Annotated in this window: 24 protein-coding genes; 2 read left to right on the top strand and 22 right to left on the bottom strand. The window is 51.2% G+C overall.

Annotation, left to right across the window (positions count from 1 at the left end; translation table 11 throughout):
* Positions 1–45: 45 nt before the first annotated feature.
* Positions 46–1,701: a DAK2 domain-containing protein gene (locus tag ACZ5FK_RS00740; protein ID WP_464806015.1), complete on the bottom strand. Its 1,656-nt coding sequence runs from the start codon at positions 1,699–1,701 to the stop codon at positions 46–48.
* Positions 1,702–1,719: 18 nt separating this feature from the next.
* On the bottom strand, positions 1,720–2,079 hold the full coding sequence (locus ACZ5FK_RS00735) for an Asp23/Gls24 family envelope stress response protein (protein WP_464806014.1): 360 nt from the start codon (positions 2,077–2,079) through the stop codon (positions 1,720–1,722).
* Positions 2,080–2,510: 431 nt separating this feature from the next.
* On the opposite strand from ACZ5FK_RS00735, the gene rpmB reads away from it, so the two are divergent.
* The gene (gene rpmB, locus ACZ5FK_RS00730; RefSeq protein WP_464806013.1) at positions 2,511–2,699 is read left to right on the top strand and encodes a 50S ribosomal protein L28; all 189 of its coding nucleotides are present in this window, start codon (positions 2,511–2,513) and stop codon (positions 2,697–2,699) included.
* Positions 2,700–2,908: 209 nt separating this feature from the next.
* On the opposite strand, the gene ACZ5FK_RS00725 is transcribed toward rpmB, so the two are convergent.
* The 12 genes from ACZ5FK_RS00725 to gmk form a co-directional block, all read right to left on the bottom strand.
* A complete protein-coding gene (locus tag ACZ5FK_RS00725; protein ID WP_464806012.1) occupies positions 2,909–3,565 on the bottom strand; it encodes a thiamine diphosphokinase in 657 nt (218 codons plus the stop codon).
* A complete protein-coding gene (gene rpe, locus ACZ5FK_RS00720) occupies positions 3,562–4,230 on the bottom strand; it encodes a ribulose-phosphate 3-epimerase (RefSeq protein WP_464806011.1) in 669 nt (222 codons plus the stop codon). Before rpe ends, ACZ5FK_RS00725 begins: the two co-directional genes overlap by 4 nt.
* On the bottom strand, positions 4,227–5,117 hold the full coding sequence (gene rsgA / locus ACZ5FK_RS00715; RefSeq protein ID WP_464806010.1) for a ribosome small subunit-dependent GTPase A: 891 nt from the start codon (positions 5,115–5,117) through the stop codon (positions 4,227–4,229). Before rsgA ends, rpe begins: the two co-directional genes overlap by 4 nt.
* Before the next feature lie 18 nt (positions 5,118–5,135).
* Positions 5,136–7,112: a Stk1 family PASTA domain-containing Ser/Thr kinase gene (gene pknB, locus ACZ5FK_RS00710; RefSeq protein WP_464806009.1), complete on the bottom strand. Its 1,977-nt coding sequence runs from the start codon at positions 7,110–7,112 to the stop codon at positions 5,136–5,138.
* Entirely contained in the window at positions 7,109–7,867 is a 759-nt protein-coding gene (locus tag ACZ5FK_RS00705) for a Stp1/IreP family PP2C-type Ser/Thr phosphatase (protein ID WP_464806008.1), read from the bottom strand. The genes pknB and ACZ5FK_RS00705 overlap by 4 nt, the downstream gene beginning before the upstream one ends.
* Positions 7,868–7,893: 26 nt before the next feature.
* Entirely contained in the window at positions 7,894–9,249 is a 1,356-nt protein-coding gene (gene rsmB / locus ACZ5FK_RS00700) for a 16S rRNA (cytosine(967)-C(5))-methyltransferase RsmB (RefSeq protein ID WP_464806007.1), read from the bottom strand.
* Positions 9,246–10,187 (bottom strand): methionyl-tRNA formyltransferase, encoded by a 942-nt coding sequence (fmt, locus tag ACZ5FK_RS00695; protein WP_464806006.1) that lies wholly within the window; start codon positions 10,185–10,187, stop codon positions 9,246–9,248. Before fmt ends, rsmB begins: the two co-directional genes overlap by 4 nt.
* Positions 10,184–10,675, bottom strand: coding sequence for a peptide deformylase (gene def, locus ACZ5FK_RS00690; protein ID WP_464806005.1), 492 nt, complete (start codon positions 10,673–10,675; stop codon positions 10,184–10,186). Before def ends, fmt begins: the two co-directional genes overlap by 4 nt.
* A 15-nt stretch (positions 10,676–10,690) precedes the next feature.
* Positions 10,691–13,102, bottom strand: coding sequence for a primosomal protein N' (priA, locus tag ACZ5FK_RS00685; protein WP_464806004.1), 2,412 nt, complete (start codon positions 13,100–13,102; stop codon positions 10,691–10,693).
* On the bottom strand, positions 13,092–14,312 hold the full coding sequence (gene coaBC, locus ACZ5FK_RS00680; protein ID WP_464806003.1) for a bifunctional phosphopantothenoylcysteine decarboxylase/phosphopantothenate--cysteine ligase CoaBC: 1,221 nt from the start codon (positions 14,310–14,312) through the stop codon (positions 13,092–13,094). The genes priA and coaBC overlap by 11 nt, the downstream gene beginning before the upstream one ends.
* Positions 14,313–14,401: 89 nt before the next feature.
* Positions 14,402–14,626 (bottom strand): DNA-directed RNA polymerase subunit omega, encoded by a 225-nt coding sequence (gene rpoZ / locus ACZ5FK_RS00675; RefSeq protein WP_464806002.1) that lies wholly within the window; start codon positions 14,624–14,626, stop codon positions 14,402–14,404.
* A gap of 3 nt (positions 14,627–14,629) precedes the next feature.
* Positions 14,630–15,247 carry a guanylate kinase gene (gene gmk, locus ACZ5FK_RS00670; RefSeq protein ID WP_464806001.1) on the bottom strand — a complete coding sequence of 206 codons (618 nt, stop codon included), beginning with the start codon at positions 15,245–15,247 and terminating at the stop codon, positions 14,630–14,632.
* A gap of 177 nt (positions 15,248–15,424) precedes the next feature.
* Here gmk and ACZ5FK_RS00665 point away from each other — a divergent pair, with 177 nt between their 5' ends.
* Complete coding sequence (locus ACZ5FK_RS00665; protein WP_464806000.1) at positions 15,425–17,116, top strand: Rqc2 family fibronectin-binding protein; 1,692 nt, start codon at positions 15,425–15,427, stop codon at positions 17,114–17,116.
* 41 nt (positions 17,117–17,157) lie between these two features.
* On the opposite strand, the gene pyrE is transcribed toward ACZ5FK_RS00665, so the two are convergent.
* Genes pyrE through ACZ5FK_RS00625 form a run of 8 tightly spaced genes read right to left on the bottom strand, consistent with a single transcriptional unit; the run spans position 17,158 to position 25,960 of the window.
* Positions 17,158–17,784, bottom strand: a complete 627-nt coding sequence (pyrE, locus tag ACZ5FK_RS00660; protein WP_464805999.1) for an orotate phosphoribosyltransferase — start codon at positions 17,782–17,784, stop codon at positions 17,158–17,160.
* A gap of 6 nt (positions 17,785–17,790) precedes the next feature.
* Positions 17,791–18,495 (bottom strand): orotidine-5'-phosphate decarboxylase, encoded by a 705-nt coding sequence (gene pyrF, locus ACZ5FK_RS00655; RefSeq protein ID WP_464805998.1) that lies wholly within the window; start codon positions 18,493–18,495, stop codon positions 17,791–17,793.
* Positions 18,492–19,406 (bottom strand): dihydroorotate dehydrogenase, encoded by a 915-nt coding sequence (locus ACZ5FK_RS00650; protein ID WP_464805997.1) that lies wholly within the window; start codon positions 19,404–19,406, stop codon positions 18,492–18,494. The genes pyrF and ACZ5FK_RS00650 overlap by 4 nt, the downstream gene beginning before the upstream one ends.
* Complete coding sequence (locus tag ACZ5FK_RS00645) at positions 19,403–20,179, bottom strand: dihydroorotate dehydrogenase electron transfer subunit (RefSeq protein ID WP_464805996.1); 777 nt, start codon at positions 20,177–20,179, stop codon at positions 19,403–19,405. The genes ACZ5FK_RS00650 and ACZ5FK_RS00645 overlap by 4 nt, the downstream gene beginning before the upstream one ends.
* The gene (gene carB, locus ACZ5FK_RS00640; RefSeq protein ID WP_464805995.1) at positions 20,176–23,373 is read right to left on the bottom strand and encodes a carbamoyl-phosphate synthase large subunit; all 3,198 of its coding nucleotides are present in this window, start codon (positions 23,371–23,373) and stop codon (positions 20,176–20,178) included. The genes ACZ5FK_RS00645 and carB overlap by 4 nt, the downstream gene beginning before the upstream one ends.
* Positions 23,366–23,806: a carbamoyl-phosphate synthase domain-containing protein gene (locus tag ACZ5FK_RS00635; protein WP_464805994.1), complete on the bottom strand. Its 441-nt coding sequence runs from the start codon at positions 23,804–23,806 to the stop codon at positions 23,366–23,368. The genes carB and ACZ5FK_RS00635 overlap by 8 nt, the downstream gene beginning before the upstream one ends.
* Positions 23,803–25,083 carry a dihydroorotase gene (locus ACZ5FK_RS00630; protein WP_464805993.1) on the bottom strand — a complete coding sequence of 427 codons (1,281 nt, stop codon included), beginning with the start codon at positions 25,081–25,083 and terminating at the stop codon, positions 23,803–23,805. Before ACZ5FK_RS00630 ends, ACZ5FK_RS00635 begins: the two co-directional genes overlap by 4 nt.
* 1 nt (position 25,084) lies before the next feature.
* Positions 25,085–25,960 (bottom strand): aspartate carbamoyltransferase catalytic subunit, encoded by an 876-nt coding sequence (locus ACZ5FK_RS00625; RefSeq protein WP_464807320.1) that lies wholly within the window; start codon positions 25,958–25,960, stop codon positions 25,085–25,087.
* Positions 25,961–26,058: the final 98 nt, after the last annotated feature.

Genomic DNA, 26,058 nt, shown 5'->3' with positions numbered 1-26,058 from the left:
GAGTGCCGCGAAAAACGGCATGCGTCCATGCATGCCGTTCAACATTTATTCAACTGAAATGATATAGGGATATAGCGGTTGCTTCCCATCATACAATTCGACTTCAACATGGTCAAAATGTTCTTCAATATAGCCTGACAGCTCTTCGGCAACAGCTTTGTTGACAGTTTCTCCGTAAATGACTGTCACAATTTCATCATCCTCATCGATTAACGAATCCAATAATGCCTTGGTCGCCTCGTCAAGCGAAGAAGTCGACGTGACAATCTTCCCGTCGGCAATTCCCATGAAATCATCCTTATGGATTTCAACGCCGTCAATCGATGTATCGCGAACTGAGTGGGTGACTTGTCCAGTCTTGACTCCTGCCGCAGCCTCCGTCATTGATTTGGCGTTCTCCGTGACGGATGATTCAGGATTGAATGCAAGAATGGCTGCAAGTCCTTCTGGAACAGACTTGGTCGGAACAACCGCCGCTTCGATTCCCACGACCTCAGCCGCCTGATTCGCCGCCATGATAATATTTTTATTGTTTGGCAAAACGAGTACCCGCTCAGCTCCGATGTCCCGGATCGCTTTTACGATATCTTCCGTCGAAGGATTCATCGTCTGGCCGCCCTCGATGACGTAGGAAGCGCCGATGCTTCGGAGAAGTTCTGCGACTCCCGTTCCCATAGCAACCGTTACAACGGCATACGGGTGGACTGTTTTTTCAGGACCTGCCGCCTGAAGGTCGCCAACAATATTCGCATGCTGCTGACGCATGTTCTCTATCTTGATATTAATAAGAGATCCATACTGCTGGCCATAGTTGAGCGCCTCGCCAGGCTGTTCTGTGTGGATATGTACTTTCGCGATTTCGTCATCAGAAATGACCAGCAAGGAATCGCCATATTCACTCAAATCCTGCCGGAACGCGTCTTCATCAAAGGGGCTGTCCGCTTTCTTTTCCTCGTCCAGTTTCACCATGAACTCTGTACAATAGCCATAGACGATATCATCGGTATTCATGAAGCCTTGGACGCCCCTATGGTGTTCGGCATTCACGAGGTCATCCATCGATTCCATCGTTGAACGCTCTGGAAGCGCTTCACCGCGAAGCGATGCGAGAAAACCTTCATATACAAAAAGCAGTCCCTGTCCGCCGCTGTCGACAACGCCGACCTCTTTTAAGACAGGAAGCAGATCAGGAGTGCGTTTCAGCGACGCCCTTGCTTCATTCACAACCGCTTCCATGACGGCTGACAGGTCTTCTGACGTTTCTGCCGTTTTGACAGCTTGCTTCGCCGCGTCTTTTGCAACCGTCAAAATTGTGCCTTCCACCGGTTTCATGACGGCCTTATAGGCGGTTTCCACACCATAATTCAGTGCATCCGCAAATTGCTTAGCCGACAAAGAAGCCTCTCCTTCAACCGCCTTGCCGAAACCTCGGAAAAGCTGGGAAAGGATTACGCCCGAATTGCCACGCGCGCCCATTAGGAGGCCTTTGGAAAGGGCTTGCGCTGTCTTGCCCAAGTGAGCAGACTTATTCGCTTCCGTCTCCCGCGCCCCGGAAGTCATGGATAAGTTCATATTTGTTCCGGTATCCCCGTCAGGAACAGGGAACACATTTAATGAATCGACATAGTCGGCGTTCGCGTGAAGATGATGAGCACCCATCTTCACCATATCCGCAAATGTAAGTCCATCAATTGAATTCATCGAAATAAAATCCTCCTTCTAGTTCGTCACCCGAACCCCTTGCACGAATATATTGACAGACACCGCCGTCAAAGATAACGTCTTTTTCAATGTATACATCACTTTGGATTGCACTTGGTAAGCAACTTCCGAAATCTTTGTACCGTAGCCGATGATTACATACATATCAATATGAGTCTCTTCTCCAATTGTCCGCACGATAACTCCGCGGCTGTAATTCTCTTTACGGAGAATGTCAGTGAGCCCGTCCCGGATCTGGTGCCTGGAGGCCATGCCGACGATGCCGTAGCACTCGACCGCCGCTTCCCCGGCCACTTGGGCGATGACGTCATTCGTGATATCAATCGTACCGTACTCATTCTTCATTTCGATTGTCATAATCCGTCCCTCCTGCATCCTTAATAACTCCACTCATTGTACTATATAACACTTAAAAGCGAAAGTGCGCGCTCAGCGCCGTACGGACTGGAGGAACCGCGCATGTATTAATGATCGAAGACGAAATGCGCCGCTTCCTGCGGCAACGTCTTCATACCTGCTTCCTGCTGGCAAACACGGTGAGCAAAGCGAACCGATGTTGACTTATCGCAAGGAGCGGGGCCGAAGTCCGCTACGCGCTTGCTATTAGTTTTGATATAATTGAAAATGAAATCGCGCATATGGGAGAGGGGAATTTGCCGCCTGTAAAGTAGAAATCCTTGAAAGGTGCTGCAAAAAAGGTTGCAAGGCTTTTTCTCCTATGATAAAGTAAGATGGTATGCGAACGATAAAGTGAATCGCTGAATCAATGATAGCGAGGAGGAAATAAAATGGCTAAGCAATGTGTAATCACGGGTCGTAAAACTCGTTCCGGCAACAACCGTTCACACGCTATGAACGCTAACAAACGTACATGGGGTGCGAACCTTCAAAAAGTCCGGATTCTTGTAAATGGCAAACCGAAGCGTGTATGGGTTTCCGCAAGAGCACTTAAATCCGGTAAAGTGGAGCGCGTATAATACGTGCCTTATATCCAAACAAAGTGAAACGCCAAGCCGATAAAATCAGCCTGGCGTTTTTTCTTTTTTCTTCTTTTTTGTATTTTTGTTTGCAGTGGCAGATGGCGGCGTTTTACCGTCCTTGTTCATGACAACCATGCACTTCCTCACAAAGCTGCTTAGAAACTTCGGCATTGTAAATGTATAAACTCGCAATTCCCCGGCTCCTTTCAGGAATCTGAACTCCTTACCATTAAACATATGCCCTTGCGGAATGAGATAGTACAAACTTCTGAAATTGGTTCGTTGCTTGTGAATCGGGTCGTGCCCAATACAATCCGCTCATTTGCCACATCATATTTAAAGCCGGTCAGCGACAGACCTTCAACCGGCTCCCCCCCGAACGGGAAGAACGATATGTATTTCAACTTGTCATCTCTTTTGATGCGGTGGACTCCCGGCAATAAGACGGCCAGCTCATTCGTGCGGTTCTGGATTGTACAGGTAATGTCCGGATGCAGTGACTGAATCCGGTATAACAGCTGGAGTGCCGATTCATAATGATCAAGCCGCCCTCCTGTCACCCCTGTCAATACGATATGCGATGGCTGATGACGTAATGCTTCCTCGATCGCAAGTTCCGTATCCGTCTCATCTTTCTCGGCTTGCTTGCGCCTTACATTTTGGACAAAGTGGGATATGCGCTCAAATTCCACTTGTGAAACGGAATCGAAGTCGCCTACCGCATAATCGGGGGAAATCCCCCTCTCCAAAAGGTGGATTGTCCCCCGGTCAGCCCCGATGAAGATGGTACTCCCGTCTTGCGGCTCTATCAAACTAGGAAGATCCGACGGAGGCCCGCCGGCACAGATCAAAATCCGCTTCATATGCCGAGCGCCTTTTCTCCCGCCGTTTTGATTCGTTTCAAAGCTTCCGCCCGGTCCGTGCTGCCGAATATAGCGGAGCCTGCCACGAAGACATTCGCCCCAGCTTCTACACACGGCACAATCGTCTCCTCATTAATGCCGCCGTCAATTTCAATATCGATCGCGAGTCCTTGCTCTTTGATCCAGCCAGACAACTGCTTCACTTTCGGCAGGACATTTGAAATGAACTGCTGCCCGCCAAATCCCGGATTTACGGTCATAAACAGGACGAGGTCCACATCTTCAAGCACGTGCTTGATCTGCTCGACAGGTGTGTGAGGATTCAGGACGACGCCCGGTTTCACGCCATGCGATTTGATCAATTGGAGCGTCCGGTGCAAATGTCGGCAAGCTTCCACATGAACTGTGATATAATCCGCTCCGGCTTTCGCGAACTGTTCGACATATTGATCGGGATTTTCGATCATCAAATGGACATCCAGCGGCAAATCGGTTTCGGGCCGCAGCGCTTCAACTACAATCGGACCCATCGTAATATTGGGAACAAAGTGACCGTCCATCACATCAATATGGATCCAGTCTGCACCGGCAGCTTCCACTTCTTTCACTTCTTCGGCCAGTCTTGAAAAATTCGCTGCTAAAATCGATGGAGCTATCTTGATCATGATTTGTCATACCTCGGCTTTCGGTCAGTTATTTCTTGCAGGAATTGCAAATAATTTTCATATCGGTGTTTCGCGATCTCCCCATTTTCAACTCCTGTTTTCACGGCGCATCCAGGCTCCTTCAAGTGAAGGCACCCCCGAAATTTGCAGTTTTCAGAAGCGGCTTGCATTTCGATGAAGTAATCGCGCAGCTCTTCCTTTTCAATCGTATCAAAATCAAGGGAGCTGAATCCAGGCGTATCCGCAACCAGGCCGCCAGCGACTTCAACAAGTTCCACATGACGGGTTGTATGCTTCCCTCTGCCCAGCGCTTCTGAGATCTTGCCGGTTTTCAATTCAAGCCCAGGCAAAAGCGTATTGAGCAATGTAGATTTGCCGACTCCCGATTGTCCCGCGAGGACAGTCGTCTTATCCTTCAAAAAAGGAGTAATCCGATTTAAAAGGGAAGGGTCTCCAATCTTCGTTTCCATTACATGGTAGCCGATCTGTCGATAATAGACGGCCGCGTCTTCCGCCGCCTGCGATTGTGCGGTATCTGCCAGATCCATTTTTGTCAGGCAGATGACCGGCTGGATATAAAGGGATTCCAGCACAGCCAGGAATCTGTCCAGCAGATGCAGGCTCAGGTCGGGTTCCGCTACAGAAAAAACTAGTATTGCCTGATCGATGTTTGCAACAGGCGGTCTCACCAATTCATTTCGTCTTTCATGCACAACCGTGATCGTTGCATCATTATCGCCGTCTTGTTCGAATGTCACAAAATCACCGACAAGGGGGGAAATCCCGCGGTTGCGGAAAACCCCTCTGCCCTTGCACTGGATGACTTTGTCCTCATGCTTGACATAATAAAAACCGCTGAGCGCTTTCACTATCAATCCTTCCGGCATCCTATCCCTCTCTCTTTGTCAGTCGTCATAGGAGATCGTCTTCTCTTCAATGATCTCCGAATCCCGGACGATTCGATAACCGCCCGTCTGGCCTTCTTCCAGCTCAATCTTGACCTCGTGTTTGACGGTCTCCGTAATATCAAATTCATCATAAATGTCATTCATGGAATGGGATTTATCCTTGACATAGATGCGAACGTGCTGAGGCACTGGAGGTTGGCCTTCCCCTTCTTCTCCGTCACCGTCTTCAACATTTTCATCACTATCTGCTTGTTCGTACGGAATGACCACTTGATAAACGGAAAGCTTGGACGGCTTCTTTTTCGGCCCCTGGGAAACTACCACATCCACTGTATCCGATTTGGCCAGCTCCGCGCCTGCCTGCGGGCTTTGACGGATCACCTTGCCTTTTTCCACCTCATCGGACTCTTCGTAAGTCGCTCGTATAAGAAGCTTTGTTTCGTTTGCATAGGCATCAAGCTCTGCCTCACTGTAGCCGCTCAAGTTTTTCAAAGTGATCAACTGAGGACCCGCACTAACCGTAAAGACAAGTTCAGTCTCTTCAGGAACAACCATCTCGCCGGCTGCAGGAGACTGATCTAAAATGGTGCCGGCCGTCTTGTCGGAATGCTGCTTTTCCTGCCTTATGGAAAATCCTCTGTTTTCCAGCAGGGCAGCCACCCTGTCAATATCCTGTCCTGCATAATTCTGCATTTCCACCATTTCTTTACCTGAACTTACATAGATGGTGATCTTCGTATCCACTTCCCTCTTGCGGCCGCTCTCGGGCATCATTCTAATGACATACCCGGCTTCCACATCATCGGAAACCTCATCCACCTGTTCCACATTGTCGAATCCTTTATCAGAAAGGATGCTGACCGCTTCCTGTTTTTCCTTGCCGACGATATCCGGAACAGCCGCTTTTTTAGGTCCGAGCAGTGAAGGCAGCAGCAGTGCAAGCAGTATGAGTGCCAGGAGCCCTCCGAGAATTCCAGCAACAATCGGCCACTTCTTACGCTTCTTTTTAAGCGGCGGCTCAACTGCGGGCGGTTCTACTGGAATGATCGGTTTTGTTTCTTCCACATTGTCAAACTTCGATGCCTCATTGACAGCAGGTATGATGCGGGTCTTATCCTCATCTACCGGTTCAAAGTACTTGGGCTCTGCTGCCCTTTCAGGTGACAGCACCGTCAGCAGGTCCTCATACATTTCATCAGCATTTCGGTATCGGTTCAAGGCGTCCTTTGCTGTCGCCCTTAAGATCACATTCTCGATACTTTGCGGAATCGCGGGGTTTTTATCCCGTACTGACGGCGTTTCCTCCTGCAGATGTTTCAGCGCGATGGCAACTGCCGTTTCTGCTGAAAAGGGAGGTTCTCCGGTCAGAAGTTCATAAAAGACGATTCCGAGTGAATAGATATCGGATTTCTTCGTCGCAATGCCGCCCCTGGCTTGTTCGGGAGATAAATAGTGGACTGTGCCGATCACGGAATTCGTCTTTGTGTGAGCGGTTGAATCCAGCGCCATGGCAATGCCGAAATCAGTGATCTTCACGTTTCCGCTTCCATCCATCAGGATGTTCTGCGGCTTGATATCGCGGTGGATGATTCCGTTGTGATGTGCATTTGCAATCGCTGATACTAACTGCAGCATGATGGGCACCGCTTGTTCAGGCGGGAGCGGGCCGTTCGTCTGTATATACCGTTTAAGCGTCTGGCCTTCTATATATTCCATGACCAGATAATGCAGTTCCCCTTCCTCACCGACATCAAAAATATTGACGATGTGAGGATGCGTCAGGCTCGTAGCTGAAAGGGCTTCCCTCTGAAAACGCCGTTTCAAGTCATCTTCATTTGCAAAATCATAATCAAGGACTTTTATGGCGACGTCACGGTCCAGGATGACATCATGTGCCAAATAGACTTTGGACATGCCGCCTTCCCCGATGCCGCGGAGAATTTCATAACGGCCGCCGATCCGTTTTCCGATCATGGCCTTTTCACCTCCGTACCAGTATGCGCACAGAGAATCACCGTAATATTATCTTCTCCACCCATGGTGTTAGCCATGTCCACCAGCCGATCACACTTTTCAGACAAATCTCCTGCGGACAGGATGACGTCCTTCAATTCCTCGTCGCTCACTTTGTTTGTCAGGCCGTCTGTACAAATCAGCAAATAACTGTCCTCTTCGAGTGTAATCGTATAGCAATCCGGTTGAATCGTCCGCTCAGAGCCGAGCGCTCTCATGATCCAATTGCGTTTTGGGTGGTTCTGCGCCTCTTCTTCCGAGATTTCTCCGCTTTCCAGCAAGGCATTGACAAATGAATGATCCTTCGTCACTTGCTGAATGGCTGTTGGGCTGACTTTATACACCCGGCTATCGCCGATATGCGAGATATAGCATGTCGATCCGTCAATCAGCACCGCATCCAGCGTTGTGCCCATTCCCCTGTAAGCCGGATCCTCCTTGGATTTCACATATAGCAAAGAATTCACATCGATGATCACTTGGTGCAGCCAGCCGGCCCAGCCGTGCGCATCCTGTTTGAGTTGCTCTCCAGCTTGCAAAAAGTTTTCTCCGATGACTTTGACAGCTGTAAGACTGGCGAAGTCGCCTCCCTTATGTCCGCCCATGCCATCCGCGACGACTGCGAGCGCCGGGCCGTCCGGCAGTTCAAACACCGCCGCGCTATCTTCGTTCACCGGTCTTCTTTGGCCGATGTCCGTCTTGATTGCATAACGCACCATCCATCCCCCTAACCGCTAATTCTCTACTTTGATCCTTGGCGTTTCTTGAACGCTGCGACAAAAAATCCATCGCTGCCGAAATGATGTGGCAATACTTGCAGCATCCCATTTTGATAATATAATTTTTCGTTCTCTTTAAATTCTTTTATTGTCGCGATTTCGAGGTCCGGATGCTTCGAAAGGAAATCCCTTGCCACTTCCTCGTTCTCCGATTTCTCGACTGTGCATGTGCTGTAAACGATCAGGCCATCCTCTTTGACAAGCTTGTACGCAGTCTCCAGCAGATCGGACTGGATACGCCCAAGATTTTCAAAGTCCTGTTCCGATTTGCCGTATTTAATCTCGGGTTTTCTCCGTATGACACCGAGTCCGCTGCAAGGCGCGTCGACAAGGACCCGATCGAACGTGCCTGCCGGATAGAGGGCGGAAAGTTCCCGGCTGTCGCCGCTTTTCGTTTCGATGGATCCAAGTCCCAGCCTTTCACTGTTCGATTTGATCAGCGACAGCTTATGCTCATGAAGGTCACAGGCGATGACTTGTCCTTCATCATTCATCCTTTCCGCGATGAACGTAGACTTGCCTCCTGGCGCTGCGCACATATCGAGCACTTTCATGCCAGGCTGCGCGCTGAGCGCTACAACCGGAAGCATGGAGCTCTCATCCTGGATCGTAATCCATCCTTTTCGAAAAGCGGATGACGACGCGACATTCCCCCCGCGAATCAGGAGGCATTCACTGACGACTTCACCCGGCTTCACATCGAATCCTTCCTCAGATAAGCTGGAAACGGCTTCTTCGACTGTCGTTTTCGTCAAATTGACTCTCACCGAGACAGAAGGCGGCTCATTGTTCTGGCGTGCCATCGCATAGGCTGCCTCTTCACCATATTGGCCGGCCCACCGGTCGATCAGCCATTTTGGATGGCTTGTTTCAATGGAAATCCGTTCATGCGCATCAGCGATCTCTTCTGTCCCGCGGACTCCGCTCCTCAATACTGACCGGAGGATGCCGTTGACGGTTGCCGCAATTCCCTTATGGCCTCTTCTCTTCGCAATTTCCACCGCTTCATTGACTGCGGCGTGGGGCGGGATCTTAGTCAAGTATACAATCTGGTACAGCGACATCCTAAGAAGCTCGCGCACCCAATCATCAAGCCGGCCTCTTACAAATGGCTCCAGATAATAATCGAGCGTCATTCGTCGTCCGATTGTCCCGTACGTCAATTCCGTCAGAAGTGCCCGGTCTTTCGGCGCGAGCCCGTACGTCTCCATTGTTCTGTTCAAGAGAAGATTGCTGTATGCCTGATTTTTTTGGACTGCGAGCAATATGGACAGTGCCGCGTCCCGGACATTTCCATTCCATCCTTTGCCTTTGTTCATTCAAATTTCTCTCCAATTTGCCATTTTGAACCGATTCCATTAAGAAAGGTGTCGATTGGCATCTTTTTCTTTCCGGCAGGCTGAATTTCTTTGATAGAGATCGAGATCTTGTCGCCCGTCTGGACGAGCAATTTGTTTTTGTCTAGTTCCAAAACCTCACCAGGATCGCCTTCCCTGTCTGCTGTTGCGAGTTCCGCCTTCCAGACTTTCACTGTCTCACCGCGGAAAGTGGTATAGGCGACAGGCCAAGGATGCAGCCCGCGGATCTGGTTATAAATCGCTTTTCCATCCTTTGTCCAGTCGATACGCTCCGCTTCGCGTGATATGTTATGTGCGAAAGTCACCAAAGATTCGTCTTGCGACGTCCTATTGTTCGTCTCGTTAAAGAGGGAGGGCAAGGTTTCTCGCAGAAGATCCGTGCCGATATCCGACAACTTTGCGAACATCGTTCCAGTGTCGTCTTGGTCACCGATTTGGACAGCCCGCTGTGAAATGATGTCTCCGGCGTCGAGCTTCTCCTCCATGTACATAATGGTTACGCCCGTCTCCTTTTCCCCATCGATGATTGCCTGGTGGATTGGTGCTCCGCCGCGGTATTTCGGCAACAGGGAGGCGTGGACGTTCACGCAGCCGAGCCGAGGTGCATCCAGCAATTCCTTCGGCAAGATCTGGCCATAAGCCGCCGTAACAATGAGGTCCGGCTGCATGCCGATAATCTCTTGAAGCTCCTCGGACCCGCGCAGCCGGACTGGCTGCAATACAGGCAAGCCGAGCCGAAGTGCCTCTTCCTTGACCGGAGTCGGCGTTAATACTTTTTTCCTTCCGACAGGACGGTCTGGCTGCGTGACGACCGCTTCAACTTTGTATCCTTCGGTGACAAGCATTGTCAGGATCGGTACAGAAAAATCGGGCGTTCCCATGAACACAATTTTTTTCACTCGTCTTCACCGTCCATTTCTTCCAGCTCGGAAGGATCTACGACGCGAAGGATTTTCGAATCGAAAAGGACTCCGTTCAGATGGTCGATCTCATGCAGAATGGCTCTCGCTTCATAATCTTCCGCTTCCAGTTCGTAGAGGGACCCGTCCCTCTCCTGGGCTTCAATCCGCACATAGAATGGACGCTCCACTTCACCGTAGAGGCCTGGGAAACTAAGGCATCCTTCAATTTCCACTTCCGATCCGCCGACATGCGTCACAACAGGGTTCACCATTTCAATGACAGGTTCCCCTTCACCCATATCGACGACAGCGACTCTCACAAGCTCTCCGACCTGCGGAGCAGCGATTCCGATGCCATCATGGGCGACCATCGTTTCATACATATCATCTAGCAACTTTCCGAGCTTTTCATCAAAACTGGTGACATCTTTGCATTTTGTTGTGAGCAAGGGTGATGGATGCTCCACGATTTCTAAAATAGCCATGTTGAATTCCTCATTTCAATAAATGGATGCAGGATCTACGTCCACTGTCATTAGCAAGTCCTGCTTGATCCAATCTGTTCGATACAGTTTGATCAATTGCTGAAGTGTTTCCGTCAGCTTCGGCTCTTTTTTGTATTTTATCAAACATTGGTAGCGATATCTATTGTTCACACGACTGATGGCTGCTGCCGCAGGCCCGATGATCACTGTATCCTGCGATAGGTTGTCCTTCAGGAATGCCGCCGCCCTGCCAGCGAAATCTGCCGCCTTCAGCAGATCCTCATGGGAAAACTGAAGAAGCGTGATGTAATAGAACGGAGGGTAGCCATAATGCTTCCTCGCCGCCATTTCCAGTCTGTAAAAAGGTTCGTATTGCTGGGTCTTTGCTAGCTCAACCGCATAATGCTCTGGAGAGTACGTCTGGATATACACCTCACCGGGCAAGTCATGGCGCCCGGCGCGCCCGCTCACTTGTGTAAGCAGCTGGAATGTCTTCTCTGCAGCACGGAAATCAGCCAGATGAAGCGTCGTGTCTGCTGCCAGAACCCCGACAAGGGTGATCGACGGAAAATCAAGGCCTTTCGCGATCATCTGCGTGCCGAGAAGGATATCCGCCTTTCCTTCGCTGAACTGCTTGAGCAGACGCTCGTGGGACCCTTTCTGCCTTGTCGTGTCGACATCCATTCTCAGGACTCTTGCCTCTGGAAACAGCTTTGCGATCTCCTCTTCCGCCTTCTGCGTTCCAGTGCCGAAAAATCGTATATGCTCGCTCTCGCATTCAGGGCAAACGAGCGGCACCTGCTCCTCATGACCGCAATAATGGCATTTTAAGCATTCATTCGCCCGGTGGTACGTGAGGGAGATATCGCAATTAGGACATTGGATCGTTGTGCCGCAGTCGCGGCAAAGGACAAAAGAGGAGAACCCGCGCTTGTTCAGGAACAGCACAGTCTGTTCATGCCGGTCCAGCCGCTGCCTGATCGCTTCAGCAAGCGGGATGGAAAACATGGACCGGTTCCCCTCTTTCAATTCTTCCCTCATATCGACGACATGGACTTCCGGCAAGCTTTTCCGGTTTGCCCTCTCGGACAGTTCAAGCAGCGTATAGACGCCTTTCGATGCCCGTGCGTACGACTCGAGTGAAGGCGTCGCACTGCCGAGTATTACTGGGCAGCGATTGAACTCAGACCGCCAGATAGCCACGTCCCTTGCATGGTAGCGCGGTGTATCTTCCTGTTTATAAGTCGATTCGTGCTCCTCATCTAAGATGATGATGCCGAGATTTTCAAAAGGGGCGAAAATGGCCGACCGTGCACCGACCACCACTTTCACTTCGCCTCGGTGGATTTTTCTCCATTCATCATATTTTTCGCCCGATGAAAGGCCGCTGTGCATGACAGCGACAAGCTGGCCGAAACGTTCCTGGAACCGGGCGGTCATCTGGGGTGTCAGCGATATTTCCGGCACAAGGACGATCGCTTCTTTCCCAGCTTCCAGCACATGCTTGATCGCGCGCAGATAAATTTCCGTCTTGCCGCTTCCTGTCACGCCATGAAGAAGAAATGTCTCGGACAAGCCTGCGTCGCTCGCCTCCATCACTTTACTCAGAGCCACCTGCTGTTCATCCGTAAGAAGGACCGGCACTTTCGCGTCCCGCAAACTGGAAGGAGCCGGTTCACGGTAGGTCTCCACCATGCGCTCAGTTCCAGCCCCCTTATCGATGACCCCTCTCAAGACTGTATTCTGGACGTCTGCCTCTGCCAATATGACGGTGGCAAGGATCGTTTCTCCCGCGTGATCCGCCATCCAATCGAGAAGCGCCGCCTGTTTCTTCGCATTCGGATGAATTGCGCTTCGGATTTCCCCCAGCTTGCCGGCATCTGCAATCTCAATCGCCCGCACTTTTTTCACTTCAGTCTTCTGACCGATCGCAACGTCCACCGAAATGGCGCCCTTCTCGGAATACTTTCTGGCCAAGCGCAATATCGAAGCGGATTCCGCCTGTTTAAGGGGAATCCGTTTTTTTGATCCGATAAATGCCTTGAACTCCGGATCGGTGATCAAGCTTGCGTCTTCTACAGTGATGAATTTCTCATATTTTGCACGCATCGCCGCCGGCAGCATCACCTGGAGGGCATCGATCTCATAGGAAAGCGTCTCTTTCGCCATCGATTTCGCAAGCTGTAAAAGTTCTGGAGACAAAACCGGTTCCAGATCGACCAGCTCAGTGATCTGCCGAAGTTTCCCTTCCGGCACATCAGTCGTCTCTTTCAGAGCGGTGACATAACCAAGTACGGACCTCGATCCGAAAGGGACTTTCACCCGTGAGCCCGGCTGGATGATGCCTTCTAAATGGACGGGCACAGAATAATCGAAAGGACGATCGATCGGATAGGCTGCAACATCGACAATTGTCTCAGCGATCATGCTTGGTCGCTCTTTCCTCTTCCAAAATCGTTTCTAATATGATTTGTGCCAGCTCCTTTTTCTCCATCTCTTCAAATGGACGCCTTGTCCCGTTTCGCGACAGCAGGGTGATGACATTCGTATCGCTTCCAAACCCTCCGCCTGGATCCGTCACGTCATTCACCACAATATAATCAAGGTTCTTCCGTTCCAGCTTCGACTGGCCATAAGAGACGGCTTCGTTCGTCTCTGCGGCGAATCCGACAAGAAGCTGGTGCGTCTTGCGCTCCCCGAGTGTCTTGAGGATATCAGTCGTCCTCTCAAGCTGAAGGGAACTGTCCCCTTCCTTCTTCTTCATTTTTTCGGTATGCGCTTCTTTCGGCCGGTAATCGGCGACTGCTGCACTTTTGATCACAAGATCTGCGGTTTCATATTCCGCTAGGACCGCTTCCAGCATCTCTTGTGCGCTCTCGACATCGACCACATGGATCCCGCTCGGTTTTGCAAGGGATACAGGACCCGATATGAGCGTCACGTCGGCTCCAAGTGCTTTTGCCGCCTCTGCCATCGCGTATCCCATCTTCCCGCTGGAGAAATTCGAAATATAGCGGACGGGATCGATGCGTTCCAAGGTAGGTCCGGCTGTGACAACCACTTTTTTTCCGTTGAGCGGCAGTTCCGCAGGCCTTCCGGAGAAATGAGCGGACAGCAGTTCGACGATCCGCTCAGGCTCTTCCAGCCTGCCCTTGCCGACATAACCGCACGCGAGAAACCCTTCCGACGGTTCAATGAAGCGGAAGCCGTCATTGTGAAGCGTCTCGATATTCCGTTTGACCGCCTTGTTTTCATACATATGGACATTCATCGCAGGCGCGATCCAGACTTCCTTTGTCGTAGCAAGCAGCGTCGACGTCACCATGTCATCCGCTATGCCGTTCGCAAGCTTTCCGATGACATTTGCAGTCGCCGGCGCAACGATAATAAGATCTGCCCAATCGGCGAGATCGATGTGGGCGATCACCTTGGAGTCTTTTTCGTCAAATGTATCTGTATACACATCATGACGGGACATTACCTGGAAAGACAGCGGCGTGACAAACCGCATAGCCGATTCCGTCATGATCACTTTCACGGCTGCCCCTGCTTGCGAAAGCTTGCTGACGAGTGCAACCGCCTTATAGACGGCAATTCCGCCCGTGACGCATAGAAGTATTTTCTTATTGGTCAGCATAGGTCCCCGTACCCTCCCTTTTTATAAACGACAAACTCCCTTAGATTGTGATCGTAAGGGAGTGTCGCTTCAACTTATTTTATTCGGAATCAGATTTCGTCTTCGTATACGACAGAAGCATCCTGTTCCTGGGTGGACAGTACGCCTGCCGCAACTTCCTCCAGCGCTTTCCCTACATTTTTATGGGACCGGTATTTGTCAAGGAGAATTTCTTTCTTCTCTTGCATCTCCCTTGCACGCATTGCGGCAAGTGTGACGAGCGTGTATTTTGAATCAATCTTCTCTTTCAGTGAATCAACTGATGGATATAGCATGGTTCATTCTCCCTCCAACATAAGTAAGTAGCGTTTTTCGACGCGTTCCCTGCGGCAATGTTCCGCGGTGACGATGGCATTGATGCGGCTGCATGCTTTTGTCACTTCGTCATTTTCTACGACATAGTCATACAGGTCCATCATTTCAAGCTCTTCCCTTGCCTTGAGTACACGGCTTGCAATAACATCCGCTTCTTCCGTCCCGCGTCCGATCAGACGGTCCTGCAGTTCCGAGAGGCTAGGCGGAGCCAGGAATATGAACAAGCCGTCGGGAACCTTCGCCCGAACCTGGGCGGCTCCGACCACTTCAATTTCAAGGAAGACATCCCGTCCTGCGTCAAGCGTCTCATTGACATAGTCAAGCGGAGTGCCGTAATAGTTGCCGACATACTCCGCATATTCCAGCAGCTTGCCTTCGCCGATGAGCCGCTCGAACTCCTCGCGTGATTTGAAGAAATAATCGATGCCGTCCTGTTCCCCTTCCCTCGGGCTTCGTGTCGTCATCGAAATCGAGTATTCATAGTTCGTATCCGGTTGTGAAAAAAGCTCTTTCCTGACCGTTCCTTTCCCGACGCCCGACGGTCCGGAAAGAACGATCAGCAAGCCACGTTGTTTATACATGCAATCCCTCTTCTTATGTATTATAGAATGAAATCGCGAAACGCCGCTAATTAAGCGGCTCTCATTTCGCATAGGTTTAACAAAAACGTCCGATGTTAAACTAAGTGCTCATATTATAACATAACTCTTCAATAGAGTGCTAAAATGGAACAAAACGTTTTTGAAAGAGGAATTCATATGGCATTTGACGGATTATTCATGACCGCGATGACCGCGGAACTTGCGAAACTTGAAAACGGACGGATCTCTAAAGTCCATCAGCCGAATATGCAGGAGATCATCTTGCAGATAAGGGCGGGCAATCAAAATCATAGATTGCTCATCTCGACGCACCCATCTTACTCAAGGATCCAGCTGACGGGCGAAACGATCGTCAATCCGAATGAGCCCCCGATGTTCTGCATGGTGCTGCGAAAGCATTTGGAGGGCGGGGTCATCACTTCGATCAAGCAGACCGGGGCAGACCGGATCATCAATATTACAGTACGCGCAAAGAATGAGATTGGCGATGATATGGTCAGGATGCTGGTCGTCGAGATCATGGGCCGCCACAGCAACATCATCCTGATCGACCCGGAACGTGGCCTGATTTTGGACAGTATGAAACATTTGCCGCCGTCCGTGAACAGCTATCGGACGATCATGCCCGGCCAGCCCTATATCCCCGCACCTATCCAGGAGAAACGGAACCCGTTCAACCTTACTGCGGAGGAATTCCATGAGCTTTACGCGGGTTTTGCGGATGCAAAAACGATCGTCCGTGAATTGGCCGGTTTTTCTCCAGTGAACGCCGAAGAGCTTCTATATCGGCTGCGTGCTTCGGATGAGGATTCCTATTCGGTCTATGAAGCATTTCTCGCTTCATTTACAGATCAGGACCAGATGCATCCGAACATTTCCGAATCAGGGGGGAAACTGCTTTTCTCAGCGGCCGCCCTTCATCATGCAGAAAAGGAAGTCGCGCATTTCCCGGATCTCGGCGAACTTCTTGATAAGGTCTATTTTGCAAAAGCACAGCGGGAACGGGTTAAATCACAGGCGGCAGATCTGGAACGCTGGCTTGATAATGAAATCGCAAAACTTCAGCTGAAGAAAAAGAAGCTTGCGAAGGAACGCCAAAACGCGGAAAAGCTGGATACATTCCAGCTGTACGGAGAATTGCTCACCGCGAACAGCTATCAGATCAAGAAAGGGGATGCGGAAGCGACTGTCGACAATTATTACAAGGAAGGCGAGACGGTGACCATCCCGCTCGATCCGAGAAAGACGCCGATTGAGAATGCCCAGCGATATTTCAGCCGGTATACAAAGGCAAAAAATGCCCTGATCATGACTGCTAGCCAGCTTGAGAAGGCGGACGAGGATATCGCCTATTTTGATATGATCCGCCAGCAAGTGATGCAGGCGTCAACAGAAGATATTGAGGAAATACGGGAAGAGCTTGCGGAGCTCGGCTTCATGAAGGCAAGAAAACTGAAGAAAAAGCAGAAAGCGAAAAAACCGTCGCCGGAGCAGTATATTTCTTCGTCAGGCATCCCAATTTCAGTTGGCAAGAATAATAAGCAGAACGACTATGTGACATTCAAGACAGCGGCTCGGGACCATATCTGGCTTCACACAAAAGACATCCCGGGATCCCATGTCGTCATCCATGAAGCGCAGCCGGACGAGGAAACGATCCGGGAAGCAGCGACACTTGCTGCATATTTCAGCAAAGCACGTGAATCCGCATCCGTGCCGGTCGATTTCACAGAGATCCGCCATGTGAAGAAACCGAGCGGTGCTAAGCCCGGTTTTGTCATCTATTTTGAACAGAAGACGATTTTCGTGACACCAGACGAAGACGTGGTCCGGAAATTGCGTAAATAAGAACAGGCTGCCGGAAGTGACCGGCAGCCTGTTTTGCGATTTCACATACGTCCTTCTTTCAAATTCTGATGCCATTCAAGAAGCCCATCCAGTGATTCCTTCTGGATAGCGCCCTGCTCCATGGCAGCTTCCGTTAATGCATTGAAATCGGTCAAGCTATGGTAGGTCAGTTTCTCCTGCTCGAAAGCTTCATCCGCTTTTGCAAGCTCATACGTGAAGATGGAGACGACACCGAGCACGGCAACCTGCTCGTCGCGCAGCGCCTGTACGGCATTCAGGCTGCTGCCGCCTGTTGAAATCAGGTCCTCAATGATGACCGCCCGATCGTCAGGCGCAGCCTTCCCTTCGATCTGTTTGCTGCGGCCATGGCCTTTCGCTTTTGAGCGGATATAGACCATCGGCAGGCCAAGGATATCAGCTACCCATGCGGCATGCGGAATGCCGGCTGTCGCTGTACCTGCAATCAAAGTCGCGTCCGGATAGTGTTTGCGGATCAATCCGGCGAGCCCTTCGGCAATTTGTTTCCGTCCTGCCGGGTCTGACATCGTCAGCCTGTTGTCGCAGTAGATCGGGGACTGGATGCCCGATGCCCAGGTGAATGGCGCATCCGGGCTTAACTCTACCGCGCCTGCGTCCAGCAGTATTTTAGCGATTTCTTTTTTCTCCATGCTTCTTCATCCTCTCCATTGTGCTGCAATTTGTTCATATGCCGCCAGCGGATGTTGCGCCCGCGTGATTGCACGGCCGACGACGATATGCGTAGAGCCGTTGATTCTTGCCTCTTCAGGAGTCGCAATCCGCTTCTGGTCGCCTTGCTCCCCGTCCGGCAGCCGGATCCCCGGCGTCACTTTCAAAAAGTCCGCTCCGCATTCTTTTGTTATGTCCGCTGCTTCGAGGACCGAACAGACAACGCCATCGAGCCCCGCGTCTTTCGCCAGCCTGCTGTACATGCGCACCGATTCCTCAAGCGATACACCAATCAGCTGTTCTTCCCTCACTTGCCGCTCATTCGTTGAAGTGAGCTGAGTTACGGCAATGAGCGATGGCCGTTTCTGTCCAGCCGGTGTCCCCTGATCGAGACCCTCAAGAGCCGCCTCCATCATTACACGGCCGCCAGCCGCATGGACGTTGACAAGATCGACATGCAAACCTGCCAGCACTTCCATTGCGGATTTCACAGTATTCGGAATATCATGCAGCTTCAAATCAAGAAACACACCATATCCCGACTCTTTCAGCGTTTTGACAATTGCCGGCCCTTCTTTGTAATAAAGCTGCATCCCGACTTTTACATTGACGTCTCCGGCAAATGGCTCAAGGAATGCAAGCGCCTTTTCCGCGGAATCAAAATCCAAGGCGATGATAGGTGATGTGTTCATAGGCGATGGCTCCTTCCAACCAATTCCGAAATGGATTCGATTCCGAGTTCATCCAGCTTCATTGGCAGTTCTTCGATAATTGTAGGGCAGACAAACGGATCGACGAAATTGGCGGTGCCGACAGCAACCGCACTGGCGCCGGCTGATAGGAAATCGATGACATCATCCGCATCAGCCACGCCGCCCATTCCAATGATCGGGATGCTGACAACTTGGCTGACTTCGTAAATCATGCGGATTGCTACAGGCTTGACTGCAGGCCCCGACAATCCCCCGGTTCCGTTTGCAATGACCGGCTTGCCGGTCTTATGGTCGAGCCTCATGCCGATGAGTGTATTAATCATCGTAATGCCATCCGCGCCAGCTGCGCAGACTGCTTTAGCGATTTCTTTGATGTCTGTGACATTCGGAGACAGTTTCACATAGACAGGCACTTCAGATACGGCTTTGACGGCCATCGTCAGGTCATGCGCCTGCTGCGGGTCAGTCCCGAATGTGATGCCCCCGCATTTTACATTCGGACAGGAAATGTTCAGCTCAAGTGCATGGACATTCGGTGCGGTCGATATCACTCTAGCAACTTCCACATAATCCTCTGTCTCTGTGCCCGCCACATTAGCGATGATCGGCACGTCGTACTGCTCTAGCCACGGCAGTTCATTCTCCATCACTTTCAAAAGCCCCGGATTTTGCAGTCCGATCGCATTCAGCATGCCCGCGGCCGTTTCGGCGACGCGAGGGGACGGGTTGCCGAGCCTCGTTTCAAGCGTGGTCGCTTTGATCATAATGGCCCCTAGTTTTGAAAGATCATACAACTTACCGTACTCTTTGCCGAATCCAAAGCATCCCGAGGCCGGCATGATCGGATTCCGGAGCGTAAGCCCAGGCAGTTCCACTGCTAATCTGTTCATATCGACACCACCCCTGCTGGAAATACAGGCCCGTCCGAGCAGACCTTCACATACGCTTCGTCCGCCTGTTCTGTAGTCTCGCAGACACATGCGAAGCAGGCTCCGATGCCGCAGCCCATCCTCTGTTCAAATGAAAGGAATCCTTTTTTCCCTTCATACATGGCTTGCACGGCGCGCAGCATCGGCATAGGACCGCAGCTGTAATACGTATTGAAGCCGGCATCCAAATCCTTCATGACGTCAGTCACAAATCCTTTCGTGCCGAGCGATCCGTCCACTGTAGCGATATACGTCTCTCCAAGGCGGCTGAATTCTTTTTCATAGAAAGCTACCGACTTTTCCTGAAAGCCTAGTATATGGATGCACTTTACGCCTTTGTCATGAAGCTGCTTGGATAGTTCATAAAGAGGAGGTACACCGATGCCCCCGCCGATTAAAATCGCCGTTTGGCCAGCTTCTGTCTCATCAACCGGGAACCCATTCCCGAGCGGTCCCAGGACATCCACCTCTTCCCCCGCGTGTTTCTGTGACAGCAATGATGTCCCTCTTCCTTCCGCCCGATAGATCAGAACCATCTCCTGCTTATCCGCTGAATAGGAAGCGATGGACAGCGGACGCCTCAAGAGCGGCTCAAAGGTATCCGCAACCCTGACATGGACAAACTGGCCGGGTGATGTGATTTCACCCGCCAGCTTTCCGGTCAGTCTCAATTCAAAAATATGTTCCGCAATCATCTGGTGAGAGATGATTTTCATGCGGTCTTGGATGATCATAATGCTACCTCCTGTTTCGGCATTTCGTCAGCCGTGAATGACATGGATTCAAGGACGCTGAGCATGGCTTCGGCCGTATCGATGGATGTCAGGCAAGGGATGCCGTTCTCAGCAGCTTCCCGGCGGATCCGGAACCCGTCGCGCTCTGGCTGTTTTCCTTTAGTGAATGTATTAACAACCATCTGGACCTCTCCCTTTTGGATCGCATCAAGCAGCGTATTGCCTCCTGTGCCGATTTTGCTGACCATTTTAACCGGTATGCCTGCTTTCAACAGGGCATCCGCCGTTCCTTCTGTCGCCAGAAGTTCATAACCGATCTGGAAGAATCGCTTGGCAAGCCCTACCAGATCCCCTTTATCCTTATTCGATACCGTCAATAAGACAGAACCGTACGGCTTGATATCCATGCCGGAAGCGATCAGACCTTTATACAAAGCCTTCTCCAGTGTTCTGTCCTTCCCCATCACTTCACCCGTCGATTTCATTTCAGGACCTAGCGCAGTATCGACACGCCGCAGTTTTGCGAATGAGAAGACTGGCACTTTCACATAGACGCCTCTTGGGGCTTCCGCTAGTCCCTCTTCATAGCCCTGATCTGCAATCGACATGCCCAGGATGGCTTTTGTCGCGATGTTGGCCATCGGGATTTTTGTAATCTTACTCATGAATGGCACTGTCCGGCTGGAGCGCGGGTTCACTTCGATGACATAGACCTCGCCATCCGATATGACAAATTGGATATTCAATAGTCCTTTTATCTGCAGGCCGAGCGCCAGTCTCTTCGTATAGTCGACAATCGTCTGGATCAGGTCCGGCGAGAGGCTTTGCGGCGGATAGACCGCAATGGAATCGCCCGAATGCACACCTGCACGTTCGATATGTTCCATGATGCCCGGGATGATTACTTGCTCGCCGTCGCAGACGCCATCCACTTCGACTTCGATGCCAGTCAGGTATCTGTCTATAAGAACGGGGTGTTCCGGACTCGCCTCTACAGCAGTTTCCATATAGTGGACAAGTTCCTCTTCAACGTAGACGATTTCCATCGCCCGCCCCCCGAGCACGTAGGAGGGCCGTACAAGGACAGGATAGCCGATCTCGCTAGCGATCCTGATCGCTTCCGAAGCTGACCTTGCAGTTTTTCCGAGCGGCTGCGGGATGCCGATTTCGCGCAATGTGCGTTCAAATTCATCCCTGTTCTCTGCCCGGTCGATGTCAGCGAGGGAAGTCCCTAGTATTTTCACACCCCGCTCTTCAAGTTGCTGTGCAAGATTGATGGCCGTCTGCCCGCCGAACTGGACAATGACCCCTTCCGGCTTTTCCAGATCAATGACATGCATGACATCCTCGATTGCGAGCGGTTCAAAATATAGTTTGTCCGAAATGGAAGAATCCGTGGACACCGTCTCGGGATTGTTATTGATGATGATCGCTTCATATCCGGCTTGCTGGATCGCCCATACTGAATGGACAGTTGCATAATCGAATTCCACTCCTTGTCCGATGCGGATCGGTCCTGACCCGAGAACGACAATGCTTTTATTTCCTGATGCGCGTGATTCGTTCTCCTCTTCGTATGTGCCATAGAAATAGGGGGTATCCGTTTCAAATTCGCCAGCACATGTATCCACTTTCTTATAAACCGGGACGATGCCGTGTTCTTTTCTATACTCGTATATTTGGCGCTCTGTCTTGTCCCAGAGCCGGGCGACTGTCACATCCGAGAAGCCCATCCGCTTCGCTTCATGGAGCAATTCCGCCCCGCAGCGGTTTTCAAGCAACTTCTTTTCCATCTGGATGATCTTTTCTAGCTTGCGCAGGAAAAAGAGGTCGATTGCGCTCCATTCGTGGAGGGTCTGAATCGTAAAGCCGCGTCGCAAGGCCTCTCCGAGGAAAAACAGCCGTTCATCCCCTGCCTTCCGTATACGCTTTTCCAGCTGCTCGTCAGACAGTTCCCCGGCATGTTTCACTGTCAGCCCGTACTGGCCTGTTTCAAGGGAACGGACCGCTTTCAGGATGGATTCCTCGAACGTCCGCCCGATCGCCATCACTTCACCGGTCGCTTTCATCTGAGTTCCGAGGTTCCGCTTGGCGGATTCGAACTTATCGAATGGCCAGCGGGGTATCTTGGTCACCACATAGTCGATCACGGGTTCAAAGCAACCATATACGCTGCCGGTCACCGGATTCTTCATCTCATCGAACGTAAGCCCGACAGCGATTTTAGCAGCCAGTTTAGCAATAGGATAGCCTGTCGCTTTGGATGCGAGCGCTGATGACCTGCTGACACGCGGATTCACTTCAATGATGTAATATGTAGAACTGGATGGATCAAGCGCCAGCTGTACATTGCAGCCCCCTTCGATTTTAAGGGCCCGGATGATCTTCAGGGAGACATCACGGAGCATACGGTTCTCACGGTCTGTCAGGGTCTGCGAAGGCGCAGTGACAATTGAGTCGCCTGTGTGGATGCCGACCGGGTCAACGTTCTCCATATTGCAGACGACAATCGCATTGTCTGCAGCGTCGCGCATCACTTCATATTCGATTTCCTTGAATCCGGCGATCGACTTTTCTATGAGGCATTGTGAGACAGGGCTGTATTTCAAGCCGCTCGCAACAATTTCCTCGAGCTCCCGGCTGTCATGGCAAATGCCACCCCCTGTTCCCCCTAATGTGAAGGCAGGCCGGACAATGACAGGGTAGCCGATTGTTCTCGCGAAGGAGCAGGCTTCTTCCACGCTATGGACAATTTCACTTTCCGGGACAGGTTCTCCTAGTTTCTTCATCAGACTGCGGAACAGATCACGGTCTTCCGCCTGATGGATTGCATCAAGCTTGGTGCCCAGGATTTCTATGCCAAGTTCGTCAAGGATCCCCGATTCCTGCAGCTCAATCGCCATATTAAGGCCCGTCTGCCCGCCCAGTGTCGGCAAAAGGGCGTCCGGCCGTTCTTTCCGGATGATCCGGCTGACAAAATCGAGCGTGAGCGGTTCTATGTATACTTTGTCCGCAATTTCGGCATCTGTCATGATTGTCGCAGGGTTCGAGTTGATGAGGATGACTCGGTACCCTTCCTCTTTGAGTGACAGGCAGGCCTGTGTTCCTGCATAATCGAATTCTGCTGCCTGTCCTATGATGATAGGACCTGAACCGATGACAAGGATCGTTTGGATGTCTGGACGTTTAGGCACTGAAATTCTCCTCTCCTGTATAAGCGTTCGTTTGATGCTTTGCTTCGGTAAGCCTTCCTTTCAGCGGTCCTTTTTCCCTGATGATCCGCATGAGTTTGCGTGTATCTATTCCCTCGATGCCCGGAATGCCATGGATGGCCATCATTTCCCCTAGCGCCATCGTACTTTCAAAGTGGGATGGCTCATCGCAGTATTCTCTGACAACGAGCCCTCCAACTTGTAGTACCTCGGTCTGACGGTTGATACCTGTATTGCCGATCAATGGATAGGTCATTGCAATGATTCGGCCTGCTGCAGCCGGGTCAAGAATAACCTCCTGATAGCCAGTCATGCCAGTCGAAAATGTAAGTTCACCGCTTGAAGAACAGTCCGCTCCGAAAGCCTTCCCGTTGAACACCGTACCGTCTTCCAGAATCAGGCTTCTCTGTTTCATATCTGTCCCGCCTCCCAGACGACTTCGCCGCCAAAGATTGTCATCACCGGCCATCCTTTACAGACTTCGCCATCAAATGGCGTGTTCTTCCCTTTTGACAAGAATGTCGCACTGTCGATCTGCATCTCTTTAGAAAGGTCGATCAGGACTAGATCTGCATCAGCTCCCTGCTCTATTCTCCCGTAAGGCAGTCCGAAAACTTCAGCCGGTTTCGTCGTCATGTAGCCGATCAGCTGCGCGAGTGTCCAATCTCCATTTTCGACGAAGTGTGTATAGAGGAGCGGAAAGGCTGTTTCAAAACCTGTAATGCCAAACGGCGCTTTCGCGAAGCCGGCTGCTTTTTCTTCAGCCGTGTGCGGAGCATGGTCTGTTGCGATGCAGTCGATCGTCCCGTCCAGCAATCCTTCGATCAAAGCATCCCGATCTTCTTTCCCTCGAAGTGGAGGGTTCATCTTCCAATTGGCGTCGTCGCCCGGAATATCCATCTCGTCCAGCAGCAGATGATGCGGCGTCACTTCGGCTGTCACATGAACGCCGGCTTTCTTCGCATCACGAATCACGCGAACCGATTCCTTCGTGCTGACATGGCAGACATGGTAATGCGCACCCGCCGCTTCCGCCAGCAGGATATCTCTTGCGATATGGACGGATTCCGCAATAGACGGGATCCCCTTTATGCCTAACTCCTTGTTCCGCTTGCCTTCGTGCATGGCTCCTCCGTAGATGAGCGTATTGTCTTCACAGTGAGCGACAACCGGCAGTCCAGCCGCAGCCGCCTCTTTCATCGCTTCGAACATCATCCCCGCCTGCTGCACGCCGACGCCGTCATCCGTGAAGGCGAATGCGCCCTCCTGTTTCAACTCTTCAAAGTCGACGAGTTCCTTGCCAGCCTCCCTAATTGTGATGGAGGCATACGGGAGGACCCGGATATGCGCCTTTTCTTTGATCAGGCTATTGATATGCGCCAAATTCTCTTTTGTATCCGGAACAGGCCGCGTATTCGGCATTGCGCAGATGGTCGTATAGCCGCCTTTAGCTGCAGCCATTGTTCCCGAGTCGATCGTCTCTTTGCGCTCGCCGCCCGGTTCGCGTAAATGGACATGCACGTCGATGAAACCTGGCGAGAGGAAATTCCCTTTCCCGTCAATCAATTCCGCATCACTCCGGTCAAGCCCTTCGCCGATCTCTTTCACTTTTCCGTCCTCGATCAATAATTCCGTCTTGATCATTTCCCCATCTGCATTCAACATATATACATTCGTCAGAAGCTTAGCCATATTATCGTCCTCCTAAGATGATGTCGAGAATCGCTGCGCGGATATATACGCCGTTTTCCATTTGCTTGAATATGCGGGATCTTTCACACTCTACGAGAGAACTTGCAATTTCCACATCGCGGTTGACCGGTGCCGGGTGCATGACAATCGCATGATCTTTCATCCGCTTCTCGCGTTCTTCCGTCAGTCCGTACTGCCGTAGATATTCCTCTTTCGTGAAAGACGCCTCCTCATCATGACGTTCATGCTGGACACGAAGCAGCATGACAACGTCGCTTGATTCGATCACATCATCCCAGTCGGATACACTTTCAAATTCACCTGACCATTCAGGCGGGCATAGGAATGTGACGTTCGCGCCCAATTTCTTTAACGCATCGGCGTTCGAGCGGGCGACACGGCTATGCGAGATATCTCCGGCTATCAAGATATTCAGCCCTTCAAACGCTCCAAACTCCTCCTTGATCGTGAACAGGTCGAGCAAGGATTGCGTAGGATGCTGTCCTGAACCGTCTCCTCCGTTAATGATGGAGACATTCGTCTTGCCGATCAAATCGTTGTAGTAACCGTCCTGGGGATGGCGCACGATCAGGGCGTCCACGCCGATTGCCTCTAGGGTCCGGACGGTGTCATACAGTGTTTCTCCTTTAAGCACGCTGGATGAGCCGGGGTCGAATGGAAGTACATCGATTCCAAGTTTGCGTTCAGCCATTTCAAAGCTCATGCTGGTCCGTGTGCTCGGTTCAAAGAACAGATTGCTGACCGTGCAGCCGATTTGCGTCTTGTCAATGCCGTTCGCCTTGAAATAAGCCGCCCGGTCAATGATCGCCATGATCTCCTCATTGCTCAAGTCCTTCATTGACACGACATGTTTCACCGTTTTGCATCCGGAATAAGCCGCGCTTTTATAAACTGGTTTCTTTGTAACTAGTTGTACCATATCAGTTACCCCTCTCATTTTGTAAGATTGAAAAA

Source organism: Sporosarcina sp. GTC18466, assembly GCF_055389225.1.
The sequence above is the reverse complement of the archived record's forward strand: the minus strand, read 5'-3'. Positions and strand labels throughout refer to the sequence as shown.

Excerpts from the sequence above, each read along its gene's own strand:
- pyrF (WP_464805998.1), bottom strand. The coding sequence starts at position 18,495 with ATGAACACATCACCTATCATCGCCTTGGATTTTGATTCCGCGGAAAAG.
- coaBC (WP_464806003.1), bottom strand. The coding sequence starts at position 14,312 with ATGCTGACCAATAAGAAAATACTTCTATGCGTCACGGGCGGAATTGCC.
- gmk (WP_464806001.1), bottom strand. The coding sequence starts at position 15,247 with ATGTATAAACAACGTGGCTTGCTGATCGTTCTTTCCGGACCGTCGGGC.
- ACZ5FK_RS00725 (WP_464806012.1), bottom strand. The coding sequence starts at position 3,565 with ATGAAGCGGATTTTGATCTGTGCCGGCGGGCCTCCGTCGGATCTTCCT.
- rsmB (WP_464806007.1), bottom strand. The coding sequence starts at position 9,249 with ATGAACAAAGGCAAAGGATGGAATGGAAATGTCCGGGACGCGGCACTG.
- rpoZ (WP_464806002.1), bottom strand. The coding sequence starts at position 14,626 with ATGCTATATCCATCAGTTGATTCACTGAAAGAGAAGATTGATTCAAAA.
- ACZ5FK_RS00735 (WP_464806014.1), bottom strand. The coding sequence starts at position 2,079 with ATGACAATCGAAATGAAGAATGAGTACGGTACGATTGATATCACGAAT.
- ACZ5FK_RS00630 (WP_464805993.1), bottom strand. The coding sequence starts at position 25,083 with ATGGCTAAGCTTCTGACGAATGTATATATGTTGAATGCAGATGGGGAA.
- rpmB (WP_464806013.1), top strand. The coding sequence starts at position 2,511 with ATGGCTAAGCAATGTGTAATCACGGGTCGTAAAACTCGTTCCGGCAAC.
- def (WP_464806005.1), bottom strand. The coding sequence starts at position 10,675 with ATGGCTATTTTAGAAATCGTGGAGCATCCATCACCCTTGCTCACAACA.
- rpe (WP_464806011.1), bottom strand. The coding sequence starts at position 4,230 with ATGATCAAGATAGCTCCATCGATTTTAGCAGCGAATTTTTCAAGACTG.
- ACZ5FK_RS00740 (WP_464806015.1), bottom strand. The coding sequence starts at position 1,701 with ATGAATTCAATTGATGGACTTACATTTGCGGATATGGTGAAGATGGGT.
- pyrE (WP_464805999.1), bottom strand. The coding sequence starts at position 17,784 with ATGGAGAAAAAAGAAATCGCTAAAATACTGCTGGACGCAGGCGCGGTA.
- ACZ5FK_RS00650 (WP_464805997.1), bottom strand. The coding sequence starts at position 19,406 with ATGAACAGATTAGCAGTGGAACTGCCTGGGCTTACGCTCCGGAATCCG.
- ACZ5FK_RS00665 (WP_464806000.1), top strand. The coding sequence starts at position 15,425 with ATGGCATTTGACGGATTATTCATGACCGCGATGACCGCGGAACTTGCG.
- ACZ5FK_RS00645 (WP_464805996.1), bottom strand. The coding sequence starts at position 20,179 with ATGATCATCCAAGACCGCATGAAAATCATCTCTCACCAGATGATTGCG.
- rsgA (WP_464806010.1), bottom strand. The coding sequence starts at position 5,117 with ATGCCGGAAGGATTGATAGTGAAAGCGCTCAGCGGTTTTTATTATGTC.
- pknB (WP_464806009.1), bottom strand. The coding sequence starts at position 7,112 with ATGATCGGAAAACGGATCGGCGGCCGTTATGAAATTCTCCGCGGCATC.
- ACZ5FK_RS00635 (WP_464805994.1), bottom strand. The coding sequence starts at position 23,806 with ATGAAACAGAGAAGCCTGATTCTGGAAGACGGTACGGTGTTCAACGGG.
- priA (WP_464806004.1), bottom strand. The coding sequence starts at position 13,102 with ATGATCGCTGAGACAATTGTCGATGTTGCAGCCTATCCGATCGATCGT.